The sequence below is a fragment of the Caldovatus aquaticus genome, assembly GCF_019458025.1.
GTDB classification, from domain to species: domain Bacteria; phylum Pseudomonadota; class Alphaproteobacteria; order Acetobacterales; family Acetobacteraceae; genus Caldovatus; species Caldovatus aquaticus.
The window spans coordinates 1-23,137 of sequence record NZ_JAHZUY010000005.1; the positions used below are offsets into that span (position 1 = coordinate 1).

The window sequence follows — 23,137 nt, forward strand, 5'->3', positions numbered from 1 at the left end:
CAGAGGCTCGATGATCCGCCATTCCGCCTCACTCAGATCGAACCGCGACATGCCAAGCTCCCGTCCAGCAGGGAACTTGAATCAGATCCCAGCCCGTCGCGTCCAGCAGTTTGGGTTCAGGACCTAGCGCGGATCGCGGGCGGCTGGCAACGGCCGGAAGCGCGAATCCGCTCGACAGACAACGCGCCGGAGCCGTCGCCGCGGGCACAGCCGGGCGGAAACGGCTCTAGGGCCGCGGCATCAGCCCGCTGACGCCGCTCGCCTGCTCGAGCGTGGCGAGCGCGAGCAGCGCCGCCTGGCGCGCCTGGTTCGCCGCCACTCGCGTCGCGTTCCGCGTGCGCAGCGCGTCCAGCACCTCGATCAGCGAGCGCCCGCCGGCGAGGTAGGCGCGCTCGGCGATGGCGTAGGCCTCCTCGGCCCGGCGCAGCGCGCCGCTGTCGTAGAGCGCGCGCAGCGCGCGCGCCTGCTCCCAGGCCGCCCAGGCGGTCGCGACGTCCGCGCGCGCGGCGAGCAGTGCGGCGCGCGCCTGCGCCTCGGCCTGCGCCTGCTGCGCGGCGGCGACGCCGATGTTCCCCTCGACGATGCGGGCGGTGAAGATCGGGATGGAGACGGACAGGCCGAGCTGGTCGCTCGCCGTCGCCATGCCGGTCAGGTCCTGCGGCAGGCGGCTGCGGGTGAGGCTGCCGTTGAGCGTGACGTCCCGCGCCCGCCCCGCCTCGGCGAGCGCGCGGTTCGCCGCCGCGGCCGCGGCGCTGCGCAGCGCCATGACGACATCGGGCCGGCGCTCCGCCGCCTCCGCAAGCTGCTCGCGCGTCACGCCCGCCTCGGCGCTCACGTCGAGCCGGCCGCGCGGCACGATCGCCACCGGCGCGAGCGTGCCGGCGCGCGGCGCCCGCACGGGAACGGCCGGCGGCACGCCGGGCGCCGCCGCCGCGTCCTCGGCGAGCAGCGCCGCAAGCGCCGCTGCGGCGGCGGCGTAGTTCTGGGCCGCCGCGGCGGCCTCGGCCTCGAAGGCCGGCCGGCTCGCCTGGAAGCGGACCAGGTCGCCCTCCGGGATCTGGCCCGCCTGCACCTGCCGGCGCAGCAGCGCCTCGGTGCGGTCGAGCGAGGCGCGGTTCGACAGCGCCACGTCCAGGTTCGCGCGCGCCAGCAGCGCGTTCAGGAACGCCTGGCGCAACTGGAACACTTGGCCGCGCACGGTCTCGAGCACCTGCGCCTCGGCGACGCCGATCTGCTCGTCGGCGAAGCGGGTGCGCAGCTCGCGCTTGCCGCCGCGCTCGACGACGACGGAGAGGCCAAGGGTGATGTTGTTCGTGGGGGAGACGAGCCGCCAGCCGGAGAACCGGCCGCCGAACTCGCTCACCTGGCCGGCCGTGTTGCCGACGCTGACCTGCGGCGGCGGCGGGCTGGCGGCGACGAGACGCTGCGCGCGCGCCGCGTCCACGCCGCGGCGCGCGGCGACGAGGGCGAGGTTGCGCTCGACCAGGAGGCGCTCGGCCTCGTCGAGTGTCACCTCGCGCGGACGGGCGGCAGGCGCGGGAAGCGTCGCCGGTGCCGCCGCTCCCGGCGCGGCCGCTCCCGCCGGCTGCCCGGCGGCCGGTCCGGCGACGGAAAGCATCGCCGCAGCCACGCACAGTGCCCTGCGCGGCGCCGCCGCCACGGCGCGCCGCGCCGACAGGGCGGCGCTCACGCCGGGACCCCCGACGGCCGGCTTCCGGCTGCGGCATCGTCCTCCTCCGCCGCCTCGTTCGCCGCGCGCGGGCGGGAGAGCAGGTCCACCAGCGCCGGCAGCACCAGCAGGATGAACATCGGCACCAGCCCGATGCCGCCGACCACGACGATGGCGAGCGGCTTCTGCACGTCCGCGCCGATGCCCGAGGCCATCGCCATCGGCAGCAGGCCGCAGAACGAGGCGAAGCAGGTCATCATCACGGGGCGCAGCCGGTCCATGCCGGCGCGCCGCAGGGCATCGCTCCAGCCCAGGCTCTCCTGCTCGCGCAACTGGGCGAAGTAGGACAGGAAGATGATCGCCTCCATCACCGTGATGCCGAACAGGGCGAGGAATCCGATCGCCGCCGGCACGCTGAAGTGCAGCTCCGCCGCCCAGAGCGCGAGGATGCCCCCGACGAGCGACAGCGGCAGCATGCCGAGCACGATCAGGGTCTCGCGCAACCGCCCGAAGGAGACGTAGAGCAGCACGGCGATCAGCCCGAGCGCCACCGGCACGATCCGCGTCAGCCGCCGGATCGCGTCCTGGAGGTTGCGGAACTCGCCCACCCATTCGAGGCGGTAGCCCGGCGGCAGATCCACGTGCGCCGCCACGCGCTGCTGCGCCTCGCCCACCGCCCCGGCGGGGTCGCGGCCGCGGATCGAGAAGCGGACCGGGATGTAGCGCGACGCCTCCTCCCGGTAGATGTAGGAGGGGCCGGTGACGAGCCGCACCTCGGCCACGTCGCGCAGCACCGCGCCGTCCGGGCCGCCGACCGGCATGCGCTCGATGGCCTCGATGCTGCTGCGGTAGTCGGCGGCGAGGCGCACGATGATCGGGAAGTTGCGGTCGGCGCCCGCCTCGTAGACCCGGCCCGCCTCCTGCCCGCCGATCGCGGCGGCGATCTGGGTGGTGACGTCGGAGACGGTCAGCCCGTAGCGCGCGGCGCGGGCGCGGTCCACGCGGATGGCGAGCGTCGGCTGGCCGAGGCTCTGCAGAACGGCGAGGTCCTCCACCCCGCGCACCTGCGCGACCTGGCGGCGCACCTGCTCGGCGATCCGGGTCAGCACGTCGAGGTCGGGGCCGATCACCTTCACCGCGTTGGCGCCCTTCACGCCGGAGGCGGCCTCCTGGACGTTGTCCGAGATCGTCTGCGAGAAGCTGAAGTCCACGCCGAAGAACTCGCGGCGCAGGCGGGCCTGCATCGCGGCGATCAGCCCGTCCTTGTCGCGCGCGGTGCGCCATTCCGCCTGCGGCCGCAGCGGGACGAAGAACTCGGCATTGAAGAACCCCGCGCTGTCGGTGCCGTCGTCCGGGCGCCCGTGCTGGCTCGTGACGGTGATGACCTCCGGGAACTCCATCACCGTGCGGCGGATGCGGTTGACCACCGGGTTGCTCTCCTCGAGGGAGATGGTGGCCGGCATGGTGGCGCGCAGCCAGATGCTCCCCTCCTCGAGCGTCGGCAGGAACTCCGCGCCGAGCCGGGTGAAGACGGTGAAGGCGACGGCCAGCAGGCTGCCGGCGATGCCGAGGACGACCCCGCGGTGGCGCATGCCGAACGCGTAGGCGTGGCGGTAGCCGAAGCGCAGCGCGCGCACGAGGAAGGTGTCGCGCTCGCGCGTGTTCTCGCCGAAGAGGGTCGCGGCGAGGGCGGGGGTGACGGTGAAGGTGGCGATCAGCGCGCCGACGATGGCGTAGGCGTAGGTCTTGGACATCGGGCCGAAGATCCGCCCCTCGATGCCGCCCAGGGTGAACAGCGGGATGAAGGCGGCGATGATGATCAGCGCCGAGAAGAAGATCGCCTTGTCCACCTCGCTCGCCGCGCGCAGCACGATGCGCAGCACCCCGCCCGGCCCCTCCTCGGCGTGCGCGTGCGGGTAGTGGCGGGCGCGGTGGCGGTGCTCGTGCAGGTGGCGGAAGATGTTCTCGACCATGATCACGGTCGCGTCCACCAGCAGGCCGAAGTCGAGGGCGCCGAGCGAGAGCAGGTTGGCGCTCTCGCCGCGCGCCAGCATCAGCAGGATGGCGAAGAAGAAGGCGAAGGGGATGGTCGCGGCGATCACCACCGCGCCGCGCAGGTCGCCGAGGAACAGGTACTGGATCACCAGGATCAGCAGCACCCCCTCGATGATGTTGTGCACCACCGTCCGGGTCGTGACCTTGACCAGGTCCTCGCGGTCGTAGAGCGGGACGATCCGCACCCCGGGCGGCAGCACGCCGCCGGCGTTGATCCGCTCCACCTCCCGCTGCACGCCGCGGATGGTGGGGATGGTCTGCTCGCCGCGGCGCATCAGCACCACGCCGAGCACCACGTCGTCGTCGGTCTCGTGCCCGGCGATGCCGAGGCGCGGCAGGTGGCCCACCTCGACCCGCGCCACGTCGGAGACCAGCACCGGGACACCCTCGCGCGAGCCGATGACGGTGTTGCGGATGTCGTCGAGGTCGCGGATCAGCCCGATTCCCTGCACCACGACCGATTGCGGGCCGACGTTCAGCGTCCCGGCGCCGACATTGGTGCTGGCGTTGCGCACCGCCTCCACCACGCGCGAGATCGGCAGGCCGTAGGCGGCCAGGCGCCGGAGGTCCACCTGCACCGTGTAGGCCTTCGTCGTGCCGCCGAAGGTCGTCACGTCGATCACCCCCGGCACGCGCTTGAACCGCCGGTCCAGCACCCAGTCGTTGAGCGTCTTGAGGTCGGTCAGCGAGAAGCCCGGCGGCCCGACCAGGCGGTAGCGCATGATCTCGCCGATCGGCGAGGAGGGCGAGATGCCGGGCTGCACCCCGTCCGGCAGGCCGGAGAGCTGGCCGAGCCGGTTCAGCACCTGCTGCAGCGCCTCCTGGTAGGTGTAGGCGAAGGTGAACTGCACCCGCACGTCCGAGAGGCCGAAGAGGCTCGTCGAGCGCACCGTCGTCACGTTCGGCAGTCCGGCCATCGCCACCTCGATGGGGATGGTGATGTAGCGCTCGATCTCCTCCGCGCTCTGGCCCGGGTTCTGGGTGATGACGACGACGGTGGGCGGCACCGGGTCCGGGTAGGCCTCGATGTTGAGCTGGCGGAATCCGACGAAGCCCGCGAGCAGGAACAGGCCGAACAGCAGCAGCACGAGCGGCCGCCGTGTCAGGGCGAGGGCGACGATGTGGCGCATGGCGGAGCGGGCCCGGGATCTCGGAGCGCTTCAGCGGGGGCCTCGGCCGGCCGTCGCGACGGGGCCGGACGGCCCCTTCTCAGTCCACCTGCGCGGCGCGGTCGATGAACAGGGCGCCGCCGGTCACGATGCGCTCGCCCGCGGCGAGGCCCTCCGTCACCTCCCACAGGGAGCCGGAGCGCATGCCGAGGACGACGGGCCGGTAGGCGAAGCTCTGCCCGTCGGGCAGCGCGACCCAGACGCCGGTCTCGGCCCCGCGGTGGATCACCGCGCCCGCGGGCACGGCGGGGCTCTCGCGCGGCTCGCCGAGGACGATGCGGAAGCTCGCGAACATCTCCGGCTTGAGCAGCCCGTCGGGATCCCGCACCTCCGCCCGCACGGCGAGGCGGCGCGTGTTCGGGTCGATCGCCGCCCCGACGGAGGTGATGCGGGCGGAGAAGCGCCGGTCGGGCAGCGCGTTGACCGTCACCTCCACCTCCTGGCCGACGCGCACCAGCGGCGCGTCCATCTCGCGCACGGCGGCGACGAGCCACATGGTCGAGAGGTCGGCGATGACGTAGGCGGGGTCGCCGGCGCCGCCGGTCAGCCACTGCCCCGGCCCGATCCGGCGCTGCACCACGGTGCCGCCGATCGGCGCCGTGACCGCCACGACCGCGTCCACCCGCCGCGTCGCCTCGACCGCGGCGACCTGCTCCGGCGAGCGGCCGAGCACGCGCATCCGGTCGCGCGCCGCGGCGAGCGCCGTCTCCGCCACGCGCAGATCGGCCGCGGCGTTGGCGGCGTCGGCCTGGGCCTGCTCCCAGTCGCGCCGGGCGGCGGCGCGGGCCTGGAACAGCTCGCGCTGGCGCTGCTCGTTGCGGCGGGCGAGGTCGAGCGTGGTGCGCGCCTTGGCCACCGCGTCCACCGCGGCCAGCAGGTCGTTGGAGGCCTGCACCAGGTCGGTGGTCTCGATCTCGAACAGCGGCGTGCCCGCCGCGACGGTCTGGCCGATCGCGGCGAGGAGCCGCACGACCCGGCCGGAATACGGCGAGAAGACCGGGGTGGACCGGTCCTCGTTGTAGGCGATGCGTCCTTCCGCGACGCGCTCGTCGCGGAAGTCGTGCAGCGCGACCGGCGCGATGCGCAGGCTGCGGACCTCGCTCTCGCTCAGCCGGAACGCGCCCGGCTGCCCGCCCGGCGGCGGCTGGGGCGTGGCCGTCGCCGTCTGGGTCGGCCGGGACACCGCCCGGTCCTGCCACCCGAGATAGCCGACCGCCGCCGCGCCGGTCGCCAGGACCAGGGCAGCGAGGACCACGATCCAGCCGCGGGAGCGAAAGCGGCGACGCCGGTCCGGGAGCGCCGGGGAGGCCGGGGCCGCCGGCGGAACGACGCTTCCCTCGCCGGTCAGGGGGGTGCAGGCGGTGGCCTCGGCCGGCGCGGGCTGCGGAGACTCGATCAACGTCATGCAAACATCCGGTACGGACACGCAACCGCCCGCCCGGGCGCCCTGTGGGGGAGGGCCCGGCCGGGCAAGCCGTCACTCGGCGCCGTTCCTGCCCTGCCCCGCCTTACATCGCGCTTACATCGGCCTTTCGCTCCCGGTTAAACTTCGTTTATCTCGCTGCGGCGTCCGGGCGGGGGCGGCGGGCAATGTCAGGGCGAAGACCGCCCCGCCGCCTTCATTGTCCCGGATCTCCACCGCGCCGCCGTGCAGGGCCGCGATCTCGGACACGATCGAGAGGCCGATCCCGGCCCCGCCCCGGCGGCCGCGGTCGGCGCGCCAGAACCGCGCGAAGACCAGGGCGCGCTGGGCCTCCGGGATGCCCGGGCCGCGGTCGGCCACCTCGACCGTGGGAGGCGAGGCGCGCAGCCGCAGCTCCACCGCCGTGCCGGGAGGGGTGTGGGTGAGCGCATTCTCGAGCAGATTCCGCACCGCGCGGCCAAGCGCATCCGGATCGCCGCGCACCCAGACCGGACCGGGCTCGCCGCCCAGCGTGATCGAGCGCCCTGCCGCCGCCGCGGCCGGCGCCAGCGCCTGCGCCGTGGTAGCGCAGACCTGCGCGAGGTCGAACAGCCGGTCGGGCAGGCGCGGCGCGGCCTCGGCCGCCTCGAGGAGCTGCGCCACCAGCCGCGCCAGGCCGTCGAGATCGCGCCGCAGCCGCTCGGCAACGGCCCGGTCCTCCAGCAGGTCCACCTCGGTGGTCAGGATCGCCAGCGGCGTGCGCAGCTCGTGCGCCACGTCCTGGCTGAACCGGCGCTGCCGCGCGAAGGCCTCGTCCAGCCGGTCGAGCGCGGCGTTCACCGCCCGGATCAGCGGCCGCACTTCGGTCGGGATCCCGCGCTCGCCGATCCTGCGCGCCTCGCCCGGGCGGATCGCGGCGGCCTCCGCCGCCGCCCGACGCAGGGGGCGCAGCAGCAGCAGGGCGATGCCGAGGTTGGCGAGGAACAGCAGCGCCGCGCCTGCCACCAGCAGCGAGACCAATGGCCAGAAGACGGCCCGCGGCACGTCGTCGAGCACGGCGAAGACGCTCGTCATGTCCTGCGCCACCTGGAGCACCAGCGGCCCGTCGGGGGTCTGCACCGTGCGCGACAGGCCCCAGAGGTGGAGACCGCCGCCGTCCTGGACATCGAAGCTGGCCTCCTCCCGTCCCAGCAGGTCGTGCCGCGGCAGACCCGGCTGCGCGTGGACCGAGGCGACGAGCACCTCGCCCGCGGGGGTCAGGACGACGTAGCGGAAGCTGCTGCGCAGGCCGGCAAGCTGCGCCGCCGGCCCCGGCTGGGCCGGGGCGAGGCCGGCGAGGGCGCGGACCCCATCGGCGCGGAGCCGCTCGGTGAGCGGTTCGGCCATGGCCTGCAGGGTCACCTCGTGAATCGAGTGCACGGTGCCGACCAGCTCGCGATTCAGGAGCCAAGCGCCGAGCAGGATCGCCGCCGCGGCGATCGCCGCGAAGGTCGCGGTGAGCCGCCCGAGGAGAGAGCGTGGCGAGAGCCGCATGGCGCGCCTCCATACACGATGCGGCGAGGAACGTCCCGCGGCGCGCCCTCCTGCCCCACGGCACGCCGCGGGGCGCCCCCCCTGCGCATCCGTCCCGCCAGGCTCTATATGGCCTGACAGAGCCCGCGTCGCCCGCGGGTTCGGGCCCCGGCGCGGTGCAGGGCGGCGCCCTGCCGGGCTCGGGGCACGACTGGCAATCCTGGAAGATCCGATGCGCGCGCTGCTGGTCGAAGACAACGACCGCCTGGCCGGCCTCCTCGTCACCGGGCTGCGCCGGGCGGGATGGACGGCCGACGTGGTGGACAGCCTCGACGCCGCGATCGCCGCCTGCCGGACGCACCAGTTCGATGCGGTGCTGCTCGACCGCGGCCTGCCCGATGGCGACGGGCTCGACATGCTGCGCGCGCTGCGCGACGCGGCGCCGCCCCCGGCCATCCTGGTGCTGACCGCGCGCGGCGGACTGCCCGAGCGGGTCGAGGGGTTGAACCGCGGCGCCGATGACTATCTGGTCAAGCCGGTCGCATTGGAGGAACTGGTCGCCCGGCTGAACGCCGCGGTGCGGCGGATGCGGGGCGGCCGCCGTGGCCCGATCCTCGTCGGCCGGCTGGAATACGATCCGATCTCGCGCGCGGTGACGATCGGCGGCGTTCCCTTCGACCCGCCGCCGCGCGAGCGCCTGCTGCTCGAACACCTGTTGCAGGCCATGCCGCGCCCGCTGGGCAAGGAGGCGCTCGAGGAGCGGCTCGACAGCTTCGAGCGCGGCATCGGCAGCAACGCGGTCGAAGTCTATGTCCACCGCCTGCGCCGGCGGATGGAGGACATGCGGGCCGGGGTCTCGATCGAGACCGTGCGTGGCGTCGGCTACCGGCTGCGGGCGGTGGACTGACCGCCCCTCCGGCCGGCGGATGATGCCGGCACGGCGGGGACGGGCGATCGCCGCACGGCCATCCGGCGCCGCCGCCGGCGGGCACGCCGTCGGCGGATTGCGGCCTGGGGGCGACGGCCCTCCCGGTGCGTTGCGACCCGGTGCGGCAAAGGCGAGGATGCCCGCAATGCGGAAGCCATTCCACCAGGCGCGTGGACCAGCGGCGGACGATTCGGCGACGATCCGCGCCGCCCTCCGCGGCGTTCCGCCCGAGTGGATCCACCCGCCGGACCTCGACGCCGCGCGCGCCGCGCAGCGCGCCATGGCCGAGCGCGTCATCGCCGAGGACGCGCACGGCCCGGTCGCGCGCCTCGGCGGCGCCGACACCAGCGCCGAGCGCTTCGATCCCGAAGGGCGCGTCCACGCCGCGCTCGTCACGCTCGACGCCGCCACCCTCGCGCCGCTGGCCGAGGCCGGGGCGACCGGCATCGCCGCCTTCCCCTACATTCCCGGCTTCCTCGGCTTCCGCGAGGTGCCGACCCTGCTTGCCGCCTGGGCGCGGCTCGACCCCAGGCCCGATCTGGTGATGGTGGACGGGCACGGCGTGGCGCATCCGCGCGGCCTCGGCATCGCCTCGCATTTCGGCGTGCTGCTGGACGTGCCGACCATCGGCGTGGCGAAGTCCGTGCTGGTCGGCGCGCCGGAGGAGGAAGTCGGACCCGCGCCCGGCGCGCGGGCGAACCTGGTCTGGCGCGGCCGCGTCATCGGGGTGGCGCTGCGGACGCGGGCACGGGCCAGGCCGGTCTATGTCTCGGTCGGGCACCGCGTCTCGCTCGAGGGCGCGGTCGCCTGGGTGCTGCGCGCCTGCGCGGGGCGCGGCTATCGCCTGCCGGAGCCGACGCGGCTCGCGCACCGCGCCGCGAACCGGGTGCGGCGCGGCGAGCGGCCGGGCTGAGGGGCCGGCGCGCGGCAGGCACCGGCCGCCACCCGGGACGGGGGCGCGGCGACGCTGGCGCGAGACCGCCGCGCCGCGCTATCCAGCCTCCCATGCACCGGCTCTGGCTCGCCTTCGGCGCCCTGTTCGGCCTCGCCGCCGTCGCCCTCTCCGCCTGGGCGGCGCACGGGCTGGCGCAGCGGATCGGCGCGGCGCGGCTCGCCGCGGTGCAGAACGCGCTGACGATCCAGGGCTGGCACGCCCTGGCGCTGCTCGCCACCGGGCTGCTCGCCGAGGGGCGCGGCGGCGCGGTGAACCTTGCCGGCGCCGCGTTCGTGCTCGGCGTGCTGGTGTTCTGCGGCGCGGTCTACGGCGGGGCGTTCGGCGTGGCCGGCGTCGCGCGCTTCGCCCCCTATGGCGGCGCGATGCTGATGGCGGGGTGGGTGCTGCTCCTGGCCGCCGTCGTCCGGCGCTGACCCGCCGCGGCGGCTGCATGGGGAAGGCGCTGCCGGAGGGCATCGCCAGCGCCTGGCTGGCCGCCGAGGGGTTCGAGGCCGAGCTGGCCGAGGAGCTGGCGCGCACGGGGCGGCGCATCGCCGCCTGGCACGGCCGCCTCGCCCTCTCGCCCGATCCGCCCGGTGCGGCCGCCTGGGCGCTCGACGTGTGGACCGCGCCCCGGCTGGTCCCGGCGCCCTCGATCAAGGCCGCCGCGGCGGCGCTGCGCGCGCTGCAGCGCAACTGGTCGCTCTATTCCGCCGCGCACCATCGCCGCGCGGCGCTGATCGCGGCGGCGCTGCCGCCGGTGAAGGCGCGCCCGCTCGTGTTCCCGGAACCCGCCCCCACGGCGCCGCTCGGCGCCTTCACCCTGCTCGCGCCCGACCTGATGCTGGCCTCGCCGGCCAAGACCAGCCCCTTCGTCAACGGCGCGGTGCGCTTCGTCGAGGACCGCACCGGCCCGCCCTCGCGCGCCTATCTCAAGCTGTGGGAGGCGCTGACGCGGCTCGGGCGCCGGCCCTTGCCGGGCGAGACCTGCCTCGACCTCGGCGCGGCGCCGGGCGGGTGGAGCTGGGCGCTGGCGAAGCTCGGCGCGCGGGTGGTGGCGGTGGACAAGGCGCCGCTCGACCCGGCCGTGGCGGCGCTGCCGGAGGTGACGGTGCGGGCGGAGAGCGCCTTCGCGCTCGATCCGCGGCGCGAGCCGCCGGTGGACTGGCTGTTCAGCGACGTGGTCTGCTACCCGGCGCGGCTGCTCGCCCTGGTGCGGCGCTGGATCGCGGCGGGCAAGGCGCGGCACCTGGTCTGCACGGTGAAGTTCCAGGGACCGACGGACCACGCCATCGCCGCGGAATTCGCGGCCATCCCCGGCGCGGTGCTGTTCCACGGCGCGCACAACCGGCACGAGCTGACCTTCGCGCGCCTCGCCCCGGCCTGAGGAGGCTGGACGCGCCGGCGGCGGGCCGCGATACCATCCGCCCCTCTCCCCTCAGCCCCAGGACGCCCCCGATGCGCGCCGTCTTCGTGGATGCCACCCCCTCGCTCGGCGACGTGATGGAGCGGCTGCGCCGGCCCGACGACATCCCGGTCGCGATCCACCGCGACCCCGACATCCGGCCGGAGGATCTGCCCGCCCTGCTCGCCGGCGCCGAGATCGCGATCGACGACCACACCCAATTCCCGACCGGGATCGTGCGGCGGATGCCGGATCTCCGGCACATCGTCTTCCTCGGCACCGGCGCGCGCAGCTACATGAACCCGGAGGAGCTCGCCGCGCTCGGCGTGCAGGTGCACACCGTCAAGGGCTACGGCGACACCGCGGTGGCCGAGATGGCCTTCGCGCTGATGTGGGCCGCGGCGCGCGGCCTTGGCGAGATGCACCGCGCGGTCGTCGCCGGCGGCTGGCCGCGGCCGGAGGGACGGCAGCTCACCGGCAAGACCGCCGGGCTGATCGGGCTCGGCGGGATCGGGACGGAGATGGCGCGGCTCTGCGCCGGGATCGGCATGCGGGTGCTGGCCTGGAACCGCACGCCGAAGGCGCCGCCGCCGGGCGTGGCGATGACCGACCTCGACACGCTGCTCGGCGAGAGCGACGTCGTCTCGCTGCACCTGCTGCTCAACGACGAGACGCGCGGCTTCCTCTCGCGCGCGCGGATCGCGCGCATGCGGCCCGGGGCGATCCTGGTCAACACCGCGCGCGGCGCGCTGGTGGACGAGGCGGCGCTGGTCGAGGCGCTGGCCTCCGGGCGGCTCGGCGCCGCCGGGCTCGACGTGTTCGCGGAGGAGCCGCTGCCGCCCGGCCACCCGCTGACGCGCCTGCCGAACGTGGTGCTGGCGAGTCATGCCGCCTTCCGCACGCCGGAGGCGACGGACAACCTGATCGGCGCCGCGCTCGACCACTGCCGCCGCATCGCGCGGGAGGCGGCGGCGCGCTGAGGCGCCGCGGCCGGCCCGGCCGGGCGGCGATCCGCCTCGCGCCCGCCCCGGCCGCCTTGCGCGACACGCGTCGGTTGCGCTAGGGCGGGTCCGATGCATGCCCCCGCGCCGGCCGACGACCGGCCGCTCCCCGAGATCCCCACCGCCGAAATGGCGGAGGCGGCGCGCCAGTTGCGCCGCGCCTCCGTGCTCGTGGTCGGGGACGCGATGCTCGATCGCTACGTCTACGGCACGGTCGGCCGGGTCTCGCCCGAGGCGCCCGTGCCGGTGCTGACGGTGGAGCGCGAGGTGGCGATGCCGGGCGGCGCCGGCAACGTGGTGCGCAACCTCACCGCGCTCGGCGGGGCGGTCGCCTTCGTCTCGGTGGTGGGGGACGACCAGGCGGGGGCGGACCTCACCGGACTGATCGGCGGCCAGCCGGGGGTCGAGCCCTGGCTGCTGGTGCAGGGCGGGCGGGCGACGACCACCAAGACCCGCTTCATCGCCAACGGCCAGCACCTGCTCCGCACCGATCACGAGGTCGTCGGCCCGGTGCATCCGCGCCTCGCGGAGCGGCTGGTGCGCATCGCCTCCGACGCGGTGGCGGCGACGGCGGTGATGGCGCTCTCGGACTACGGCAAGGGGGTGCTGGCGGGGGACACGCCCCGCCAATTGATCGCCGCGGCGCGCGCCGCCGGCCGCAAGGTCGTGGTGGATCCGAAGGGGCGGGACTACGCCCGCTACGCCGGCGCCGACCTGATCACGCCGAACCGCGCCGAGCTGCGCGACGCCACCGGCATGCCGGTGGACAGCGAGGCCGCGATCGTCGCCGCCGCCGAGGCGCTGCGCGCCGCGCACGGCTTCGGCGCCGTCCTCGTCACGCGGAGCGAGGACGGGATGACGCTGCTGGACGAGGACGGCACGGTGCGCCACCTCCCGGCCGAGGCGGCGGAGGTGCACGACGTCTCCGGCGCCGGCGACACGGTGCTGGCGGTGGTCTCGGCCGGGCTCGCGGTCGGCCTGCCGCTGCCGGTGGCGGCGCGGCTCGCCAACATCGCCGCGGGCATCGTGGTCGGCAAGGTCGGCACCGCCGTGGCGCGCGAGGAGGAGATCCTGGAGGCGCTCTCCGCCGAGCGCGGGGCGCTGCGCAAGGTCGTCTCCCGTGCCGCCGCCGCCGAGCAGGTGGAGCGCTGGCGCCGGCGCGGCTGGCGCATCGGCTTCACCAACGGCTGCTTCGACCTGCTGCACCCGGGCCACGTGCACCTGCTGGAGCAGGCGCGGAGCTGGTGCGACCGGCTGGTGGTCGGCCTCAATTCCGACGCCAGCGTGAAGCGGCTGAAGGGCCCGGCGCGGCCGATCCAGGGCGAGGCGGCGCGCGCGGCGGTGCTCGCCTCGCTCGCCAGCGTCGACCTGGTGACGGTGTTCGACGAGGACACGCCGCTCGAGCTGATCCGCCAGCTGCGCCCGGACGTGCTGGTCAAGGGTGCGGACTACACGCTCGACCAGGTGGTGGGCGGGGACCTGGTGCAGGAATACGGCGGGCAGGTGAAGCTCGCCGAGCTGCTCCCGGGCCAGAGCACGACGGCGACGGTGGCGCGGATCCGGGGGTAGCGCGCCGGCATGCCCGGCATCCGCGTCAGCGACGCGATCGTCCTCGACGAATCGGAGGTGGAGGAGAGCTTCCTGCGCGCCTCCGGCCCCGGCGGGCAGAACGTGAACAAGCTGGAGACGGCGGTGCAGCTCCGCTTCGACGCGGCGCGCTCGCCCTCGCTGCCGGAGGCGGTGCGCGAGCGGCTGGCGCGGCTCGCCGGGCGGCGGATGACGCGCGAGGGCGTGCTGGTCATCACCGCGCGGCGCCACCGCACGCAGGAACGCAACCGCGCCGAGGCACTGGAGCGGCTGGCCGCGCTGATCCGGCAGGCGGCGGAGCCGCCGCCCCCGCCGCGCCGCCCGACCCGGCCGAGCCGCGCGGCGCGGCGGCGGCGGCTGGAGGCCAAGGCCCGGCGCGGCGCGCTCAAGCGGCTGCGCGCCGGCCGCGCGGCGGAGGAATAGGGCACCCGCCCCCTTCCCGCGCCGCCGCTTCGTGGCACACTCGCGCCGATCCGCGGGAGGGCCGGAAGCGTGAGCAGCAGCAACTACACCGTCGCCGACCTGGTGGCCGAGTTCCTGCACGCCTGCGGCGTGACCACCGCCTTCGGCATCGTCTCGGTGCACAACATCCCCATGCTCGACGCGATCGGCCGGCGCAACGCGATCCGCTTCGTCGCCCCGCGCGGCGAGATGGGCGGCGGGCACATGGCGGACGCCTACGCGCGCGTCTCGGGCGGACTCGGCGTGCTGATCACCTCGACCGGCCCGGGCGCGGCGAACGCGGTGCCGGCGCTGGTCGAGGCGCGCTTCGCCGGCTCGCCGCTGCTGCACATCACCGGCCAGACGCCGACCCGCTTCCTCGACCGCGACACGGGCTCGGTGCACGACGTGCCGGGGCAGACGGCGATGCTCGCGAGCGTCTGCAAGGCGGCCTACCGGGTGCGGGCGGCGGGGGAGGCCTTCGGCATCCTGACGCGCGCGGCGGCCGAGGCGCTCACCTCCCCGGCCGGGCCGGTGAGCGTCGAGATCCCGATCGACCTGCAGCGCGCCCCGATCGGGCGGCCGGCCGGGCTCGACCGCCTGAAGCTGCCGATCCCTGCGCCGCTGGCGCCGGACGAGGCGGCGCTGGACGAGGCAGCGGCGATCTTCGCCAAGGCGAAGCGGCCGATGGTCTGGCTCGGCAATGGCGCGAGGCACGCGCGGGCGCAGGCGATGATGCTGCTCGAGCTCGGCTTCGGCGCGGTGAATTCCTGGAACGGGCGCGGCATCGTGCCCGAGGACCACCCGATGACCTTCGGCGGGTTGAACGGCAACGGCGCGCCGCGCATCCAGGAATTCTACCAGACCGTGGACGCGATGCTGGTCGTCGGCTCGCGCCTGCGCGCGCACGAGACGGCGGAGCTGTCGGTGAAGCTGCCGCGGACGCTGGTGCACGCCGACATCGACCCCCGCGCCAACGGCCGCACCTACCCGAGCGCGCTGTTCGTGCACGGCGACGCGGCGCTGGTGATGGAGGGGCTGGCGCGGCGGCTGATGGGGCGCCTGGCGCCGGACCCGGCCTTCGCCGCGGAGTTCCGGGAGACGAAGCGGCGCGCGGTGGCGGAATACTGCGCGGGCCTCGGTCCCTATGCCGACTTCCCCTGGCAGCTGCGCCGGGCGATGCCGCGCGATGCGGTCTTCGTGCGCGACGTGACGATCAGCCACACCACCTGGGGCAATCGCATCTTCCCGGTGCTCGGCCCGCGCGATTCGGTGCATCCGGTGGGCGCCGCGATCGGGCCCGGCCTGCCGTTCGGCATCGGCGCCGCGCTCGCCGCGGCGCCGGAGGGGCGCAAGACGGTGGTGATGACGGGCGACGGCGGCTTCGCGGTGAACCTGGCGGAGCTGTGGACGGCGGCGCAGGAGCGGGCGGAGCTGGTCATCATCGTGATGAACGACCGCGGCTACGGGATCATCAAGGTGATCCAGAACGCGATGGCGGACGGGCGGCACTTCGCCGCCGACCCGGAGCTGCCGCGGCTCGAGCCGCTCGCCGCGCTGGCGGGGATGCCCTTCTTCCGCGTCGCCGAGGCCGCCGCCTTCGGCGCGACCGTGGCGCAGGCGCTCGCCGTCCGCGGCCCCGCCCTGGTCGAGGTGGACATGCAGGCGATCGGCGAGATCCCGCCCTATCCGCCCTACAGCACCATGGGCCTCTACGCGCGGGCCGCCAGGGGCGGCTGAGCGGGCGGACCGTGTTGCCGGTTTGCGGCCGGCCGGTTAGGGTCCGAAGCGAGGGAACGTACAGCGGCGCGCCGCGCCGAGGGAGGAGCCGGGGATGAAGCTCGGGACGGCGATCGCGGAGATCCTGAAGCGCGAGGGCGTGGAATGGATCGCCGGCTACCCGGTGAACCACATGCTGGAGCACGCGGCGGCGGCCGACATCCGCCCGGTCGTCGTGCGCCAGGAGCGCGTCGGCCTGCACATGGCCGACGCGCAGTCGCGCGTGACCTCCGGCCGCAAGCCCGGCGTGTTCGTGATGCAGCACGGCCCGGGCGCGGAGAACGCCATGGGCGGCGTGGCGCAGTGCTTCGCCGAGAGCGTGCCGGTGCTGGTGGTGCCGATGGGCTATCCGCGCCGCCTCGCGCACATCGAGCCGAACTTCAACTCCGTCGCCTCGATGCGGAGCTTCACCAAGTCGGCCGAGCCGATCACGCTGGCGGCCGAGGTGCCGAACATCCTGCGCCGCGCCTTCGCGCGGATGCGCAACGGCCGCGGCGGGCCGTGCCTGGTCGAGATCCCGAACGACATGTGGAACGAGGAGGTGCCGGAGCCGCTCGACTACCGGCCGGTGCCGCTGGCCCGTTACGCGCCGGACCCGCAGGACGTGGCGCGCGCCGCGGCGATGCTCGCCGCGGCGAAGCGGCCGGTGATCTACGCCGGCACCGGCGTGCACTGGGCGCGGGCCTGGCCGCAGCTTCGCGCGCTGGCGGAGCTGCTGGCCGCGCCGGTGACGACGAGCCTCGGCGGCAAGTCGAGCTTCCCGGAGGACCATCCGCTCGCGCTCGGCTCGGGCGGGCTCGCGGTGCCGGCGCCGGTGCCGCACTTCCTCAAGAACGCCGACCTGATCCTCGGCGTCGGCTGCAGCTTCACCACCACCAACTTCGGCATCGCCATGCCGGCGGGGAAGCGGATCATCCAGGCGACGCTCGACCCCAACCATCTCGGCAAGGACATCCCGATCGAGCTCGGCCTGGTGGGCGATGCGGCGCTGACGCTCGATATGCTGCTCGCCGAGCTGAAGGGGCGGATCAGGGAGAGGCGCGATCCCTCCAAGGTGGCGGCGGAGATCCAGGCGGTGCGCGAGCCCTGGCTCGCGGCGTGGCGGGCGAAGCGCGATTCCGATTCGGTGCCGCTCAATCCCTACCGGGTGCTGCGCGACCTGTGGAACACGGTCGACGTGGACAACACCATCATCACCCACGACGCCGGCTCGCCGCGCGACCAGCTCTCGCCCTTCTGGGTCAGCCGCACCCCGCTCTCCTACCTCGGATGGGGCAAGACGACGCAGCTCGGCTACGGGCTGGGGCTGGCGATGGGCGCGAAGCTCGCGGCGCCGGAGAAGCTCTGCATCAACGTCTGGGGCGACGCGGCGATCGGCTTCACGGGGATGGACTTCGAGACGGCGGTGCGCGAGCGCATCCCGATCATGTCCGTCCTCCTCAACAACTTCTCCATGGCGATCGAGCTGAAGGTGATGCCGATCAGCACCGAGAAGTACCGCGCGACCGACATCACCGGCGACTACGCGGCGATGGCGCGCGCCTTCGGCGGCTACGGCGAGCGAGTCGAGCGGCCGGAGGACATCGTGCCGGCGATCCGGCGCGGCATCCGCAAGACGCAGGAGGGCGTGCCGGTGCTGCTCGAGTTCATCACCTCGAAGGAGACGGAAGTCGCCCGGCCGGTCTGGTGAGGAGCGAAGGCGGTGGCGAGCGTCTCGATCCGTAACGTCCGCAAGAGCTTCGGCAGCACGGAGGTGCTGCACGGCGTGAGCGTGGAGATCGCGGACGGCGAGTTCGTGGTCCTGGTGGGTCCCTCGGGCTGCGGCAAGTCCACGCTGCTGCGCATGATCGCGGGGCTCGAGAACATCACCTCGGGCGAGATCGCGATCGGCGGGCGGGTCGTGAACAACGTCCCGCCCAAGGACCGCGACATCGCGATGGTATTCCAGAACTACGCGCTCTACCCGCACATGACGGTGCGGGACAACATGGCCTTCTCGCTGTCGCTCGCCAAGGCGCCGAAGCAGGTGATCGAGGCCGAGGTCGGCCGCGCGGCCCGCATCCTGGGGCTCGAGGGGCTGCTGCACCGCTATCCGCGCCAGCTCTCCGGCGGGCAGCGCCAGCGCGTGGCGATGGGGCGCGCGATCGTGCGCAACCCGCAGGTGTTCCTGTTCGACGAGCCGCTGTCCAACCTCGACGCCAAGCTGCGCGTGCAGATGCGCGCCGAGATCCGCGAGCTGCAGATGCGGCTCAACACCACCACCGTCTATGTCACGCACGACCAGATCGAGGCCATGACCATGGCCGACAAGATCGTGGTGATGAACAGCGGCCATGTGGAGCAGATCGGCCCGCCGCTCGAGCTGTACGACCGGCCGGCGAACCTGTTCGTCGCCGGCTTCATCGGCTCGCCGGCGATGAACATGATCGAGGGACGGGTCGAGGACGGCGCCTTCCGCTCGGCGGACGGCACGGCCTGGCCCCTGCCGCCGGCGAACGGCCAGGGCGGCGCGGCGCCCGCCGGGCCGATCATCTACGGCGTGCGGCCCGAGCACGTCCGCCTCGCCCCCGGCGAGGGCATCCCCGCCACCGTGCAGGTGGTCGAGCCCACCGGCTCGGAGACGCAGGTGCTGCTCCGCGTCGGCGGCGCCTCGCTCGTCGGCGCTTTCCGCGAGCGGATCGCCGCCCGGCCGGGCGAGGTACTGCCGGTGCTGCCGGACCCCGCGCTCGTGCACCTGTTCGACCGGGAGACCGGCCGGCGGCTCTAGACCATCACCCGCTAGGGAGGAACAAGCACATGGCCAACCGCTACACGAGGCGCGAGGCGATCGGCCTCGGCGCCGGCGCGCTCGCGGCGGCATTCGCGGGCGAGAGCCTCGCCCAGGCGATCCCGCGCCAGGACGTCCCGGCGCCGCGGCTGCCGATCGAGAGCGGCGCGCAGCTCCGCGTCATCCGCCCGGCGCGCTTCGTCGAGCCGGACGAGGTGATCTTCCGCGAGAACGCGCAGAAGTTCAGCCAGCAGTTCAACGTTCCGGTGCGGATCGACTTCGTCGGCTGGGAGGACATCCGCCCCCAGACCGCGGTGATGGCGAACACCGGCACCGGCGCCGACGTCGTGCTCGGCTGGGGCGACGACCCGCACATCTACGCCGACAAGCTGATCGAGCTGTCGGACGTCGCGGAATACCTCGGCCGCCGCTACGGCGGGTGGATGTTCCTGTCCGAGAAGTACGGCAAGCGCCACGGCACCAACAACTGGATCGGCATCCCCTTCGGCGGCACCACCGGCCCCATCGTCTATCGCATCTCGGCGGTGCGCGAGGCCGGGTTCCAGTCCATCCCCGACGACCTCGGCGAATTCCTGCGGCTGTGCCAGGCGCTCAAGCGCCTCAACAAGCCGGCCGGCTTCGCGCTCGGCAACGCGGTGGGCGACGGCAACGGCTTCGCCAACTGGATGACATGGGCGCACGGCGCCTATCTGGTGGACGAGGACGGCAAGGTCGCGATCAACAGCCGCGAGACGATCGAGGCGCTGCGCTACGTGAAGGAGCTCTACCAGACCTTCGTCCCGGGCACGCTCTCCTGGCTCGACCCGGCCAACAACCGGGCCTACGCGGCGCAGGAGTGCTGGCTGACGGCGAACGGTATCTCCCTCTACTACGCACTCAAGAACGATCCGAACACGCGCGCCATCGCCGAGGACACCGACCACGCGCCGCTGCCGCGCGGCCGCGTCAGCCAGCCGCCGCAATCGGCCACCATCCTCAACGCGATGGTGTTCCGCCACACGCGCTTCCCCAACGCCGCCAAGGCTTTCATCCAGTTCATGCTGGAGGCGGAGCAGTACGACCGCTGGCTGACCGGCTGCCTCGGCTACTGGTCGCACCCGCTCAGGGCCTACAGCCGGAGCGCGGTGTGGGACTCCGACCCCAAGCTCGGCCCCTACCGCGACGGCATGAACCATCCGTTCTGGAGCGGCTACAAGGGACCGATCACGGCGGCCTCGGGCACCGTGAACTCGGAGTACATCATGGTGCAGATGTACGCCTCGGTGGCCTCCGGCCAAGCAACACCGGAACAGGCGGCGCGGGAGGCCGAGCGCCGCGCCCGCCGCATCTACCGCTGAGCGTGCGGGGCGAGGCGCGCGCGGCGCGTCTCGCCCCGGCCGGGAGGATGGGATGTCCGTCACCGCCGCGCCGAGCTGGAGCCACACCCGCCCGCAGCCGGGCTGGCTCGCGCGCCTGTTCGACTGGAAGCCGTTCCTGATCGTCGTCTGCCTGCTGCCCGCGGTCGGGCTGCTGACGGTGTTCCTGACCTACCCCCTCGGCCTCGGCGTCTGGCTCGCCTTCACCGACACCAAGATCGGCCGCAGCGGGCGCTGGGTCGGGCTCGAGAACTTCGCGTACCTGATGGAGGACCCGACCTTCTGGTCGGCGGTGTTCTACAGCGTCTTCTACACCGCCGTCGCGACGGTCGGGAAGTTCGCCCTCGGGCTATGGCTGGCGCTGCTGCTCAACAACCACCTGCCGTTCAAGAGCCTGATCCGCGCCATCATCCTGATGCCCTGGATCGTGCCGACCGTGCTCTCGGCGATCGCCTTCTGGTGGATCTACGATCCCCAGTTCTCGATCATCTCCTACGTCTTCGTGGACGTGCTCGGCCTGCGCGAGCGCTACTTCGACTTCCTCGGCTCCACCTGGCCGGCGCGGTTCTCGCTGATCGCGGCCAACATCTGGCGCGGCATCCCGTTCGTGGCGATCTGCCTGCTAGCCGGGCTGCAGACCATCTCGCCCTCGCTCTACGAGGCGGCGCTGCTCGACGGCGCCACCCCCTGGCAGCGCTTCACGCGCATCACCGTGCCGCTGCTGATGCCGATCCTCGCCATCGTGATGACCTTCTCGATCATCTTCACCTTCACCGACTTCCAGCTCGTCTACGCCATCACCCGCGGCGGCCCCGTCAACTCGACGCACCTCATGGCCACCCTCGCCTTCCAGCGCGGCATCGCCGGGCAGGAGCTGGCGGAGGGCGCGGCGATCGCGGTCTCGATGATCCCCTTCCTCGTCTTCGCGACGCTGTTCAGCTACTTCGCGCTGGCGCGGCGCAAGTGGCAGCAGGGAGAGAGCAATGACTGACGCCCTCGCCGCCGCCTCGGGCGCGGACAGCGCCCGCGCCCCCACCGCCGACAAGCCGGAACTGCTGAGCTGGGACAGCCGGGCGCGGCGCGTGGTGGTGCTCTACCTGCCGCTCGCGGTTTTCGTCTTCGTCCTGCTCTTCCCCTTCTACTGGATGGCGGTGACGGCGTTCAAGCCGAACGCGGAGCTCTACGACTACAAGACCTACAACCCGTTCTGGATCCACTCGCCGACGCTCGACCACGTCCGCAAGCTGCTGTTCGAGACGGCCTATCCGCGCTGGCTGCTGACGACGATGACGGTGGCGGTCTGCGCCACGTTCCTCTCGCTGTTCGCCAGCGTGCTCGCCGCCTACGCGGTGCAGCGGCTGCGCTTCCGCGGCAGCACCTATGTCGGGCTCGCCATCTATCTCGCCTATCTCGTGCCGCCCTCGATCCTGTTCATCCCGCTGGCGACGATGGTGCACCAGCTCGGCCTGTTCGACAGCCCGCTGGCGCTGATCCTGACCTACCCCACCTTCCTCGTCCCGTTCTGCACCTGGCTGCTGATCGGCTACTTCAAGTCCATCCCCTACGAGCTCGAGGAGTGCGCGCTGATCGACGGCGCGACGCGGCTGCAGATCCTGCGCCGCATCACGCTGCCGCTCGCCGTGCCCGGCCTGATCTCGGCCGGCATCTTCTCCTTCACCCTGTCCTGGAACGAGTTCATCTACGCCCTCGCCTTCATCCAGAGCAGCGAGAACAAGACCGTTCCGGTCTCGATCCTGACCGAGCTGGTCTCGGGCGACGTGTACCAGTGGGGGGCGCTGATGGCGGGCTCGCTGCTGGGGTCGCTGCCGGTGGCGATCTTCTACTCCTTCTTCGTGGACTACTACGTCTCCTCCCTGACCGGCGCGGTGAAGGAGTGAGGACATGCGCATCGAGCGCTTCGAGGTCCTGCGCTGCGACGCCGGCTGGCGCACCTTCTCCTTCCTCAAGATGGCGAGCGCCGACGGCGTGATCGGCTGGTCGGAGTTCAACGAGAGCTTCGGCAGCCCCGGCCTCGGCCGCGTCATCGAGGAACTGGCTTCCGCCGTCGTCGGCATGGACCCGCGCGCCTCGGAGCTGGTCGTCGCCCGCCTGCACGTGCTGACGCGCCAGTCGCGCGGCGGCCTGATCCAGCAGGCGATCGCGGCGATCGAGAACGCGGTGCTCGACATCCGCGCCAAGGCGGCCGGAGTGCCGGTCTGTGCCCTGTTCGGCGGCCCGATCCGCACGCGCATCCCGCTCTACTGGTCGCACTTCGGCACCTACCGCGTCGGCGGGCGGCGCGGGGTCGAGCTGCCGCGCATCCGCACGCTCGACGAGCTTGCGCGGCACGCGGCGGAGGTGCGCTCGCTCGGCTTCCGCGCGCTCAAGACCAACATCCTGCGCATCGGCCCGGACGGCGCGCTCGGCCATTTCGCGCCCGGCTTCGGCCGCAGCCCGGGCTGGCCGGAGCTCAACTGGGACAACGCGCTGCTCGCCGAGCTGCGCGCCCAGCTCGCCGCGATCCGCGAGGCGGCGGGGCCGGAGATGGGCATCCACCTCGACCTCAACTTCCACTTCCGGACCGAGGGCTTCCTCCGCATGGCCGACGCGGTCGCGCCCTTCGGTCTGACGTGGCTCGAGATCGACACCCACGACCCGGGCGCGCTGGCCGACATCCGCCGCCGCGCCCCCTGCCCCATCGCCTCCTGCGAGACGCTGCACGGCCGCCGCGACTTCCGCCCCTATTTCGAGGCGCGCGCCGTGGACGTGCCGATCGTCGACGTGATCTGGAACGGCCTCGGCGAGAGCGTGAAGATCGCGGCGATGGCCGACGCATACGAGCTGAATTGCGCGCCGCACAATTTCTACGGGCATCTCTCCTCGGCGATCTCCGCGCATTTCTGCGCGGCGATCCCGAACTTCCGCGTGATGGAGATCGACGTGGATTCCGTCGCCTGGCGCGACGAGCTCGTCCTCGCGCCGCCGGTGATCGAGAACGGGGAGCTGGTGCTGCCCGCCGCGCCCGGCTGGGGCGTCGAGCCCGACGAGGCGGCGATCCGCGCGCGGCCGCCCGCGGGTTGACCCTCTCCCGCGCCACGGTCCGAGGCGCAGA

At 73.6% G+C, this 23,137-nt stretch carries 17 protein-coding genes and 1 pseudogene; 14 read left to right on the top strand and 4 right to left on the bottom strand.

What is annotated here, in order from left to right:
- Positions 1–226 precede the first annotated feature (226 nt).
- The 4 genes from K1J50_RS03515 to K1J50_RS03530 form a co-directional block, all read right to left on the bottom strand.
- Positions 227–1,513, bottom strand: a complete 1,287-nt coding sequence (locus K1J50_RS03515) for a TolC family protein (RefSeq protein ID WP_220116057.1) — start codon at positions 1,511–1,513, stop codon at positions 227–229.
- A gap of 173 nt (positions 1,514–1,686) precedes the next feature.
- On the bottom strand, positions 1,687–4,854 hold the full coding sequence (locus tag K1J50_RS03520) for an efflux RND transporter permease subunit (RefSeq protein ID WP_220116058.1): 3,168 nt from the start codon (positions 4,852–4,854) through the stop codon (positions 1,687–1,689).
- A 79-nt stretch (positions 4,855–4,933) separates the two neighbouring features.
- The gene (locus tag K1J50_RS03525; protein WP_220116059.1) at positions 4,934–6,148 is read right to left on the bottom strand and encodes an efflux RND transporter periplasmic adaptor subunit; all 1,215 of its coding nucleotides are present in this window, start codon (positions 6,146–6,148) and stop codon (positions 4,934–4,936) included.
- Positions 6,149–6,412: 264 nt separating this feature from the next.
- Positions 6,413–7,828 carry a sensor histidine kinase gene (locus tag K1J50_RS03530; RefSeq protein WP_220116060.1) on the bottom strand — a complete coding sequence of 472 codons (1,416 nt, stop codon included), beginning with the start codon at positions 7,826–7,828 and terminating at the stop codon, positions 6,413–6,415.
- Between the two features lie 211 nt (positions 7,829–8,039).
- Here K1J50_RS03530 and K1J50_RS03535 point away from each other — a divergent pair, with 211 nt between their 5' ends.
- From K1J50_RS03535 to K1J50_RS03600, 14 genes and pseudogenes are all read left to right on the top strand, one after another.
- Positions 8,040–8,714, top strand: a complete 675-nt coding sequence (locus K1J50_RS03535) for a response regulator transcription factor (protein ID WP_220116061.1) — start codon at positions 8,040–8,042, stop codon at positions 8,712–8,714.
- 166 nt (positions 8,715–8,880) lie between these two features.
- Positions 8,881–9,648, top strand: coding sequence for a deoxyribonuclease V (nfi, locus tag K1J50_RS03540; RefSeq protein WP_220116062.1), 768 nt, complete (start codon positions 8,881–8,883; stop codon positions 9,646–9,648).
- 92 nt (positions 9,649–9,740) lie between these two features.
- Positions 9,741–10,103, top strand: coding sequence for a DUF423 domain-containing protein (locus K1J50_RS03545; RefSeq protein ID WP_220116063.1), 363 nt, complete (start codon positions 9,741–9,743; stop codon positions 10,101–10,103).
- A gap of 17 nt (positions 10,104–10,120) precedes the next feature.
- The gene (locus K1J50_RS03550) at positions 10,121–11,056 is read left to right on the top strand and encodes an SAM-dependent methyltransferase (protein WP_220116064.1); all 936 of its coding nucleotides are present in this window, start codon (positions 10,121–10,123) and stop codon (positions 11,054–11,056) included.
- Positions 11,057–11,127: 71 nt separating this feature from the next.
- A complete protein-coding gene (locus tag K1J50_RS03555; RefSeq protein ID WP_220116065.1) occupies positions 11,128–12,054 on the top strand; it encodes an NAD(P)-dependent oxidoreductase in 927 nt (308 codons plus the stop codon).
- Between the two features lie 150 nt (positions 12,055–12,204).
- Positions 12,205–13,644, top strand: coding sequence for a D-glycero-beta-D-manno-heptose-7-phosphate kinase (gene rfaE1 / locus K1J50_RS03560; protein WP_220116171.1), 1,440 nt, complete (start codon positions 12,205–12,207; stop codon positions 13,642–13,644).
- A gap of 9 nt (positions 13,645–13,653) precedes the next feature.
- Entirely contained in the window at positions 13,654–14,085 is a 432-nt protein-coding gene (gene arfB, locus K1J50_RS03565; RefSeq protein WP_220116066.1) for an alternative ribosome rescue aminoacyl-tRNA hydrolase ArfB, read from the top strand.
- Between the two features lie 69 nt (positions 14,086–14,154).
- Entirely contained in the window at positions 14,155–15,843 is a 1,689-nt protein-coding gene (locus K1J50_RS03570) for a thiamine pyrophosphate-binding protein (protein ID WP_220116067.1), read from the top strand.
- Between the two features lie 85 nt (positions 15,844–15,928).
- Positions 15,929–17,572 (top strand): annotated as a pseudogene (locus K1J50_RS03575) (thiamine pyrophosphate-requiring protein); the annotation flags it as partial.
- A 12-nt stretch (positions 17,573–17,584) separates the two neighbouring features.
- Positions 17,585–18,649 carry an ABC transporter ATP-binding protein gene (locus K1J50_RS03580; protein WP_220116069.1) on the top strand — a complete coding sequence of 355 codons (1,065 nt, stop codon included), beginning with the start codon at positions 17,585–17,587 and terminating at the stop codon, positions 18,647–18,649.
- 29 nt (positions 18,650–18,678) lie between these two features.
- Positions 18,679–20,007, top strand: coding sequence for an ABC transporter substrate-binding protein (locus K1J50_RS03585; protein ID WP_220116070.1), 1,329 nt, complete (start codon positions 18,679–18,681; stop codon positions 20,005–20,007).
- A gap of 52 nt (positions 20,008–20,059) precedes the next feature.
- Positions 20,060–21,016 carry a carbohydrate ABC transporter permease gene (locus K1J50_RS03590; protein WP_220116071.1) on the top strand — a complete coding sequence of 319 codons (957 nt, stop codon included), beginning with the start codon at positions 20,060–20,062 and terminating at the stop codon, positions 21,014–21,016.
- A complete protein-coding gene (locus K1J50_RS03595; protein ID WP_220116072.1) occupies positions 21,009–21,923 on the top strand; it encodes a carbohydrate ABC transporter permease in 915 nt (304 codons plus the stop codon). Before K1J50_RS03590 ends, K1J50_RS03595 begins: the two co-directional genes overlap by 8 nt.
- Positions 21,924–21,927: 4 nt before the next feature.
- Entirely contained in the window at positions 21,928–23,106 is a 1,179-nt protein-coding gene (locus K1J50_RS03600) for a mandelate racemase/muconate lactonizing enzyme family protein (RefSeq protein ID WP_220116073.1), read from the top strand.
- Positions 23,107–23,137: the final 31 nt, after the last annotated feature.

Bases quoted from the DNA above. Each gene is read 5' to 3' on its own strand.
- K1J50_RS03520 (WP_220116058.1), bottom strand. From the start codon at position 4,854: ATGCGCCACATCGTCGCCCTCGCCCTGACACGGCGGCCGCTCGTGCTG.
- K1J50_RS03530 (WP_220116060.1), bottom strand. From the start codon at position 7,828: ATGCGGCTCTCGCCACGCTCTCTCCTCGGGCGGCTCACCGCGACCTTC.
- K1J50_RS03535 (WP_220116061.1), top strand. From the start codon at position 8,040: ATGCGCGCGCTGCTGGTCGAAGACAACGACCGCCTGGCCGGCCTCCTC.
- nfi (WP_220116062.1), top strand. From the start codon at position 8,881: ATGCGGAAGCCATTCCACCAGGCGCGTGGACCAGCGGCGGACGATTCG.
- K1J50_RS03545 (WP_220116063.1), top strand. From the start codon at position 9,741: ATGCACCGGCTCTGGCTCGCCTTCGGCGCCCTGTTCGGCCTCGCCGCC.
- K1J50_RS03550 (WP_220116064.1), top strand. From the start codon at position 10,121: ATGGGGAAGGCGCTGCCGGAGGGCATCGCCAGCGCCTGGCTGGCCGCC.
- K1J50_RS03555 (WP_220116065.1), top strand. From the start codon at position 11,128: ATGCGCGCCGTCTTCGTGGATGCCACCCCCTCGCTCGGCGACGTGATG.
- rfaE1 (WP_220116171.1), top strand. From the start codon at position 12,205: ATGGCGGAGGCGGCGCGCCAGTTGCGCCGCGCCTCCGTGCTCGTGGTC.
- arfB (WP_220116066.1), top strand. From the start codon at position 13,654: ATGCCCGGCATCCGCGTCAGCGACGCGATCGTCCTCGACGAATCGGAG.
- K1J50_RS03585 (WP_220116070.1), top strand. From the start codon at position 18,679: ATGGCCAACCGCTACACGAGGCGCGAGGCGATCGGCCTCGGCGCCGGC.
- K1J50_RS03590 (WP_220116071.1), top strand. From the start codon at position 20,060: ATGTCCGTCACCGCCGCGCCGAGCTGGAGCCACACCCGCCCGCAGCCG.
- K1J50_RS03595 (WP_220116072.1), top strand. From the start codon at position 21,009: ATGACTGACGCCCTCGCCGCCGCCTCGGGCGCGGACAGCGCCCGCGCC.
- K1J50_RS03600 (WP_220116073.1), top strand. From the start codon at position 21,928: ATGCGCATCGAGCGCTTCGAGGTCCTGCGCTGCGACGCCGGCTGGCGC.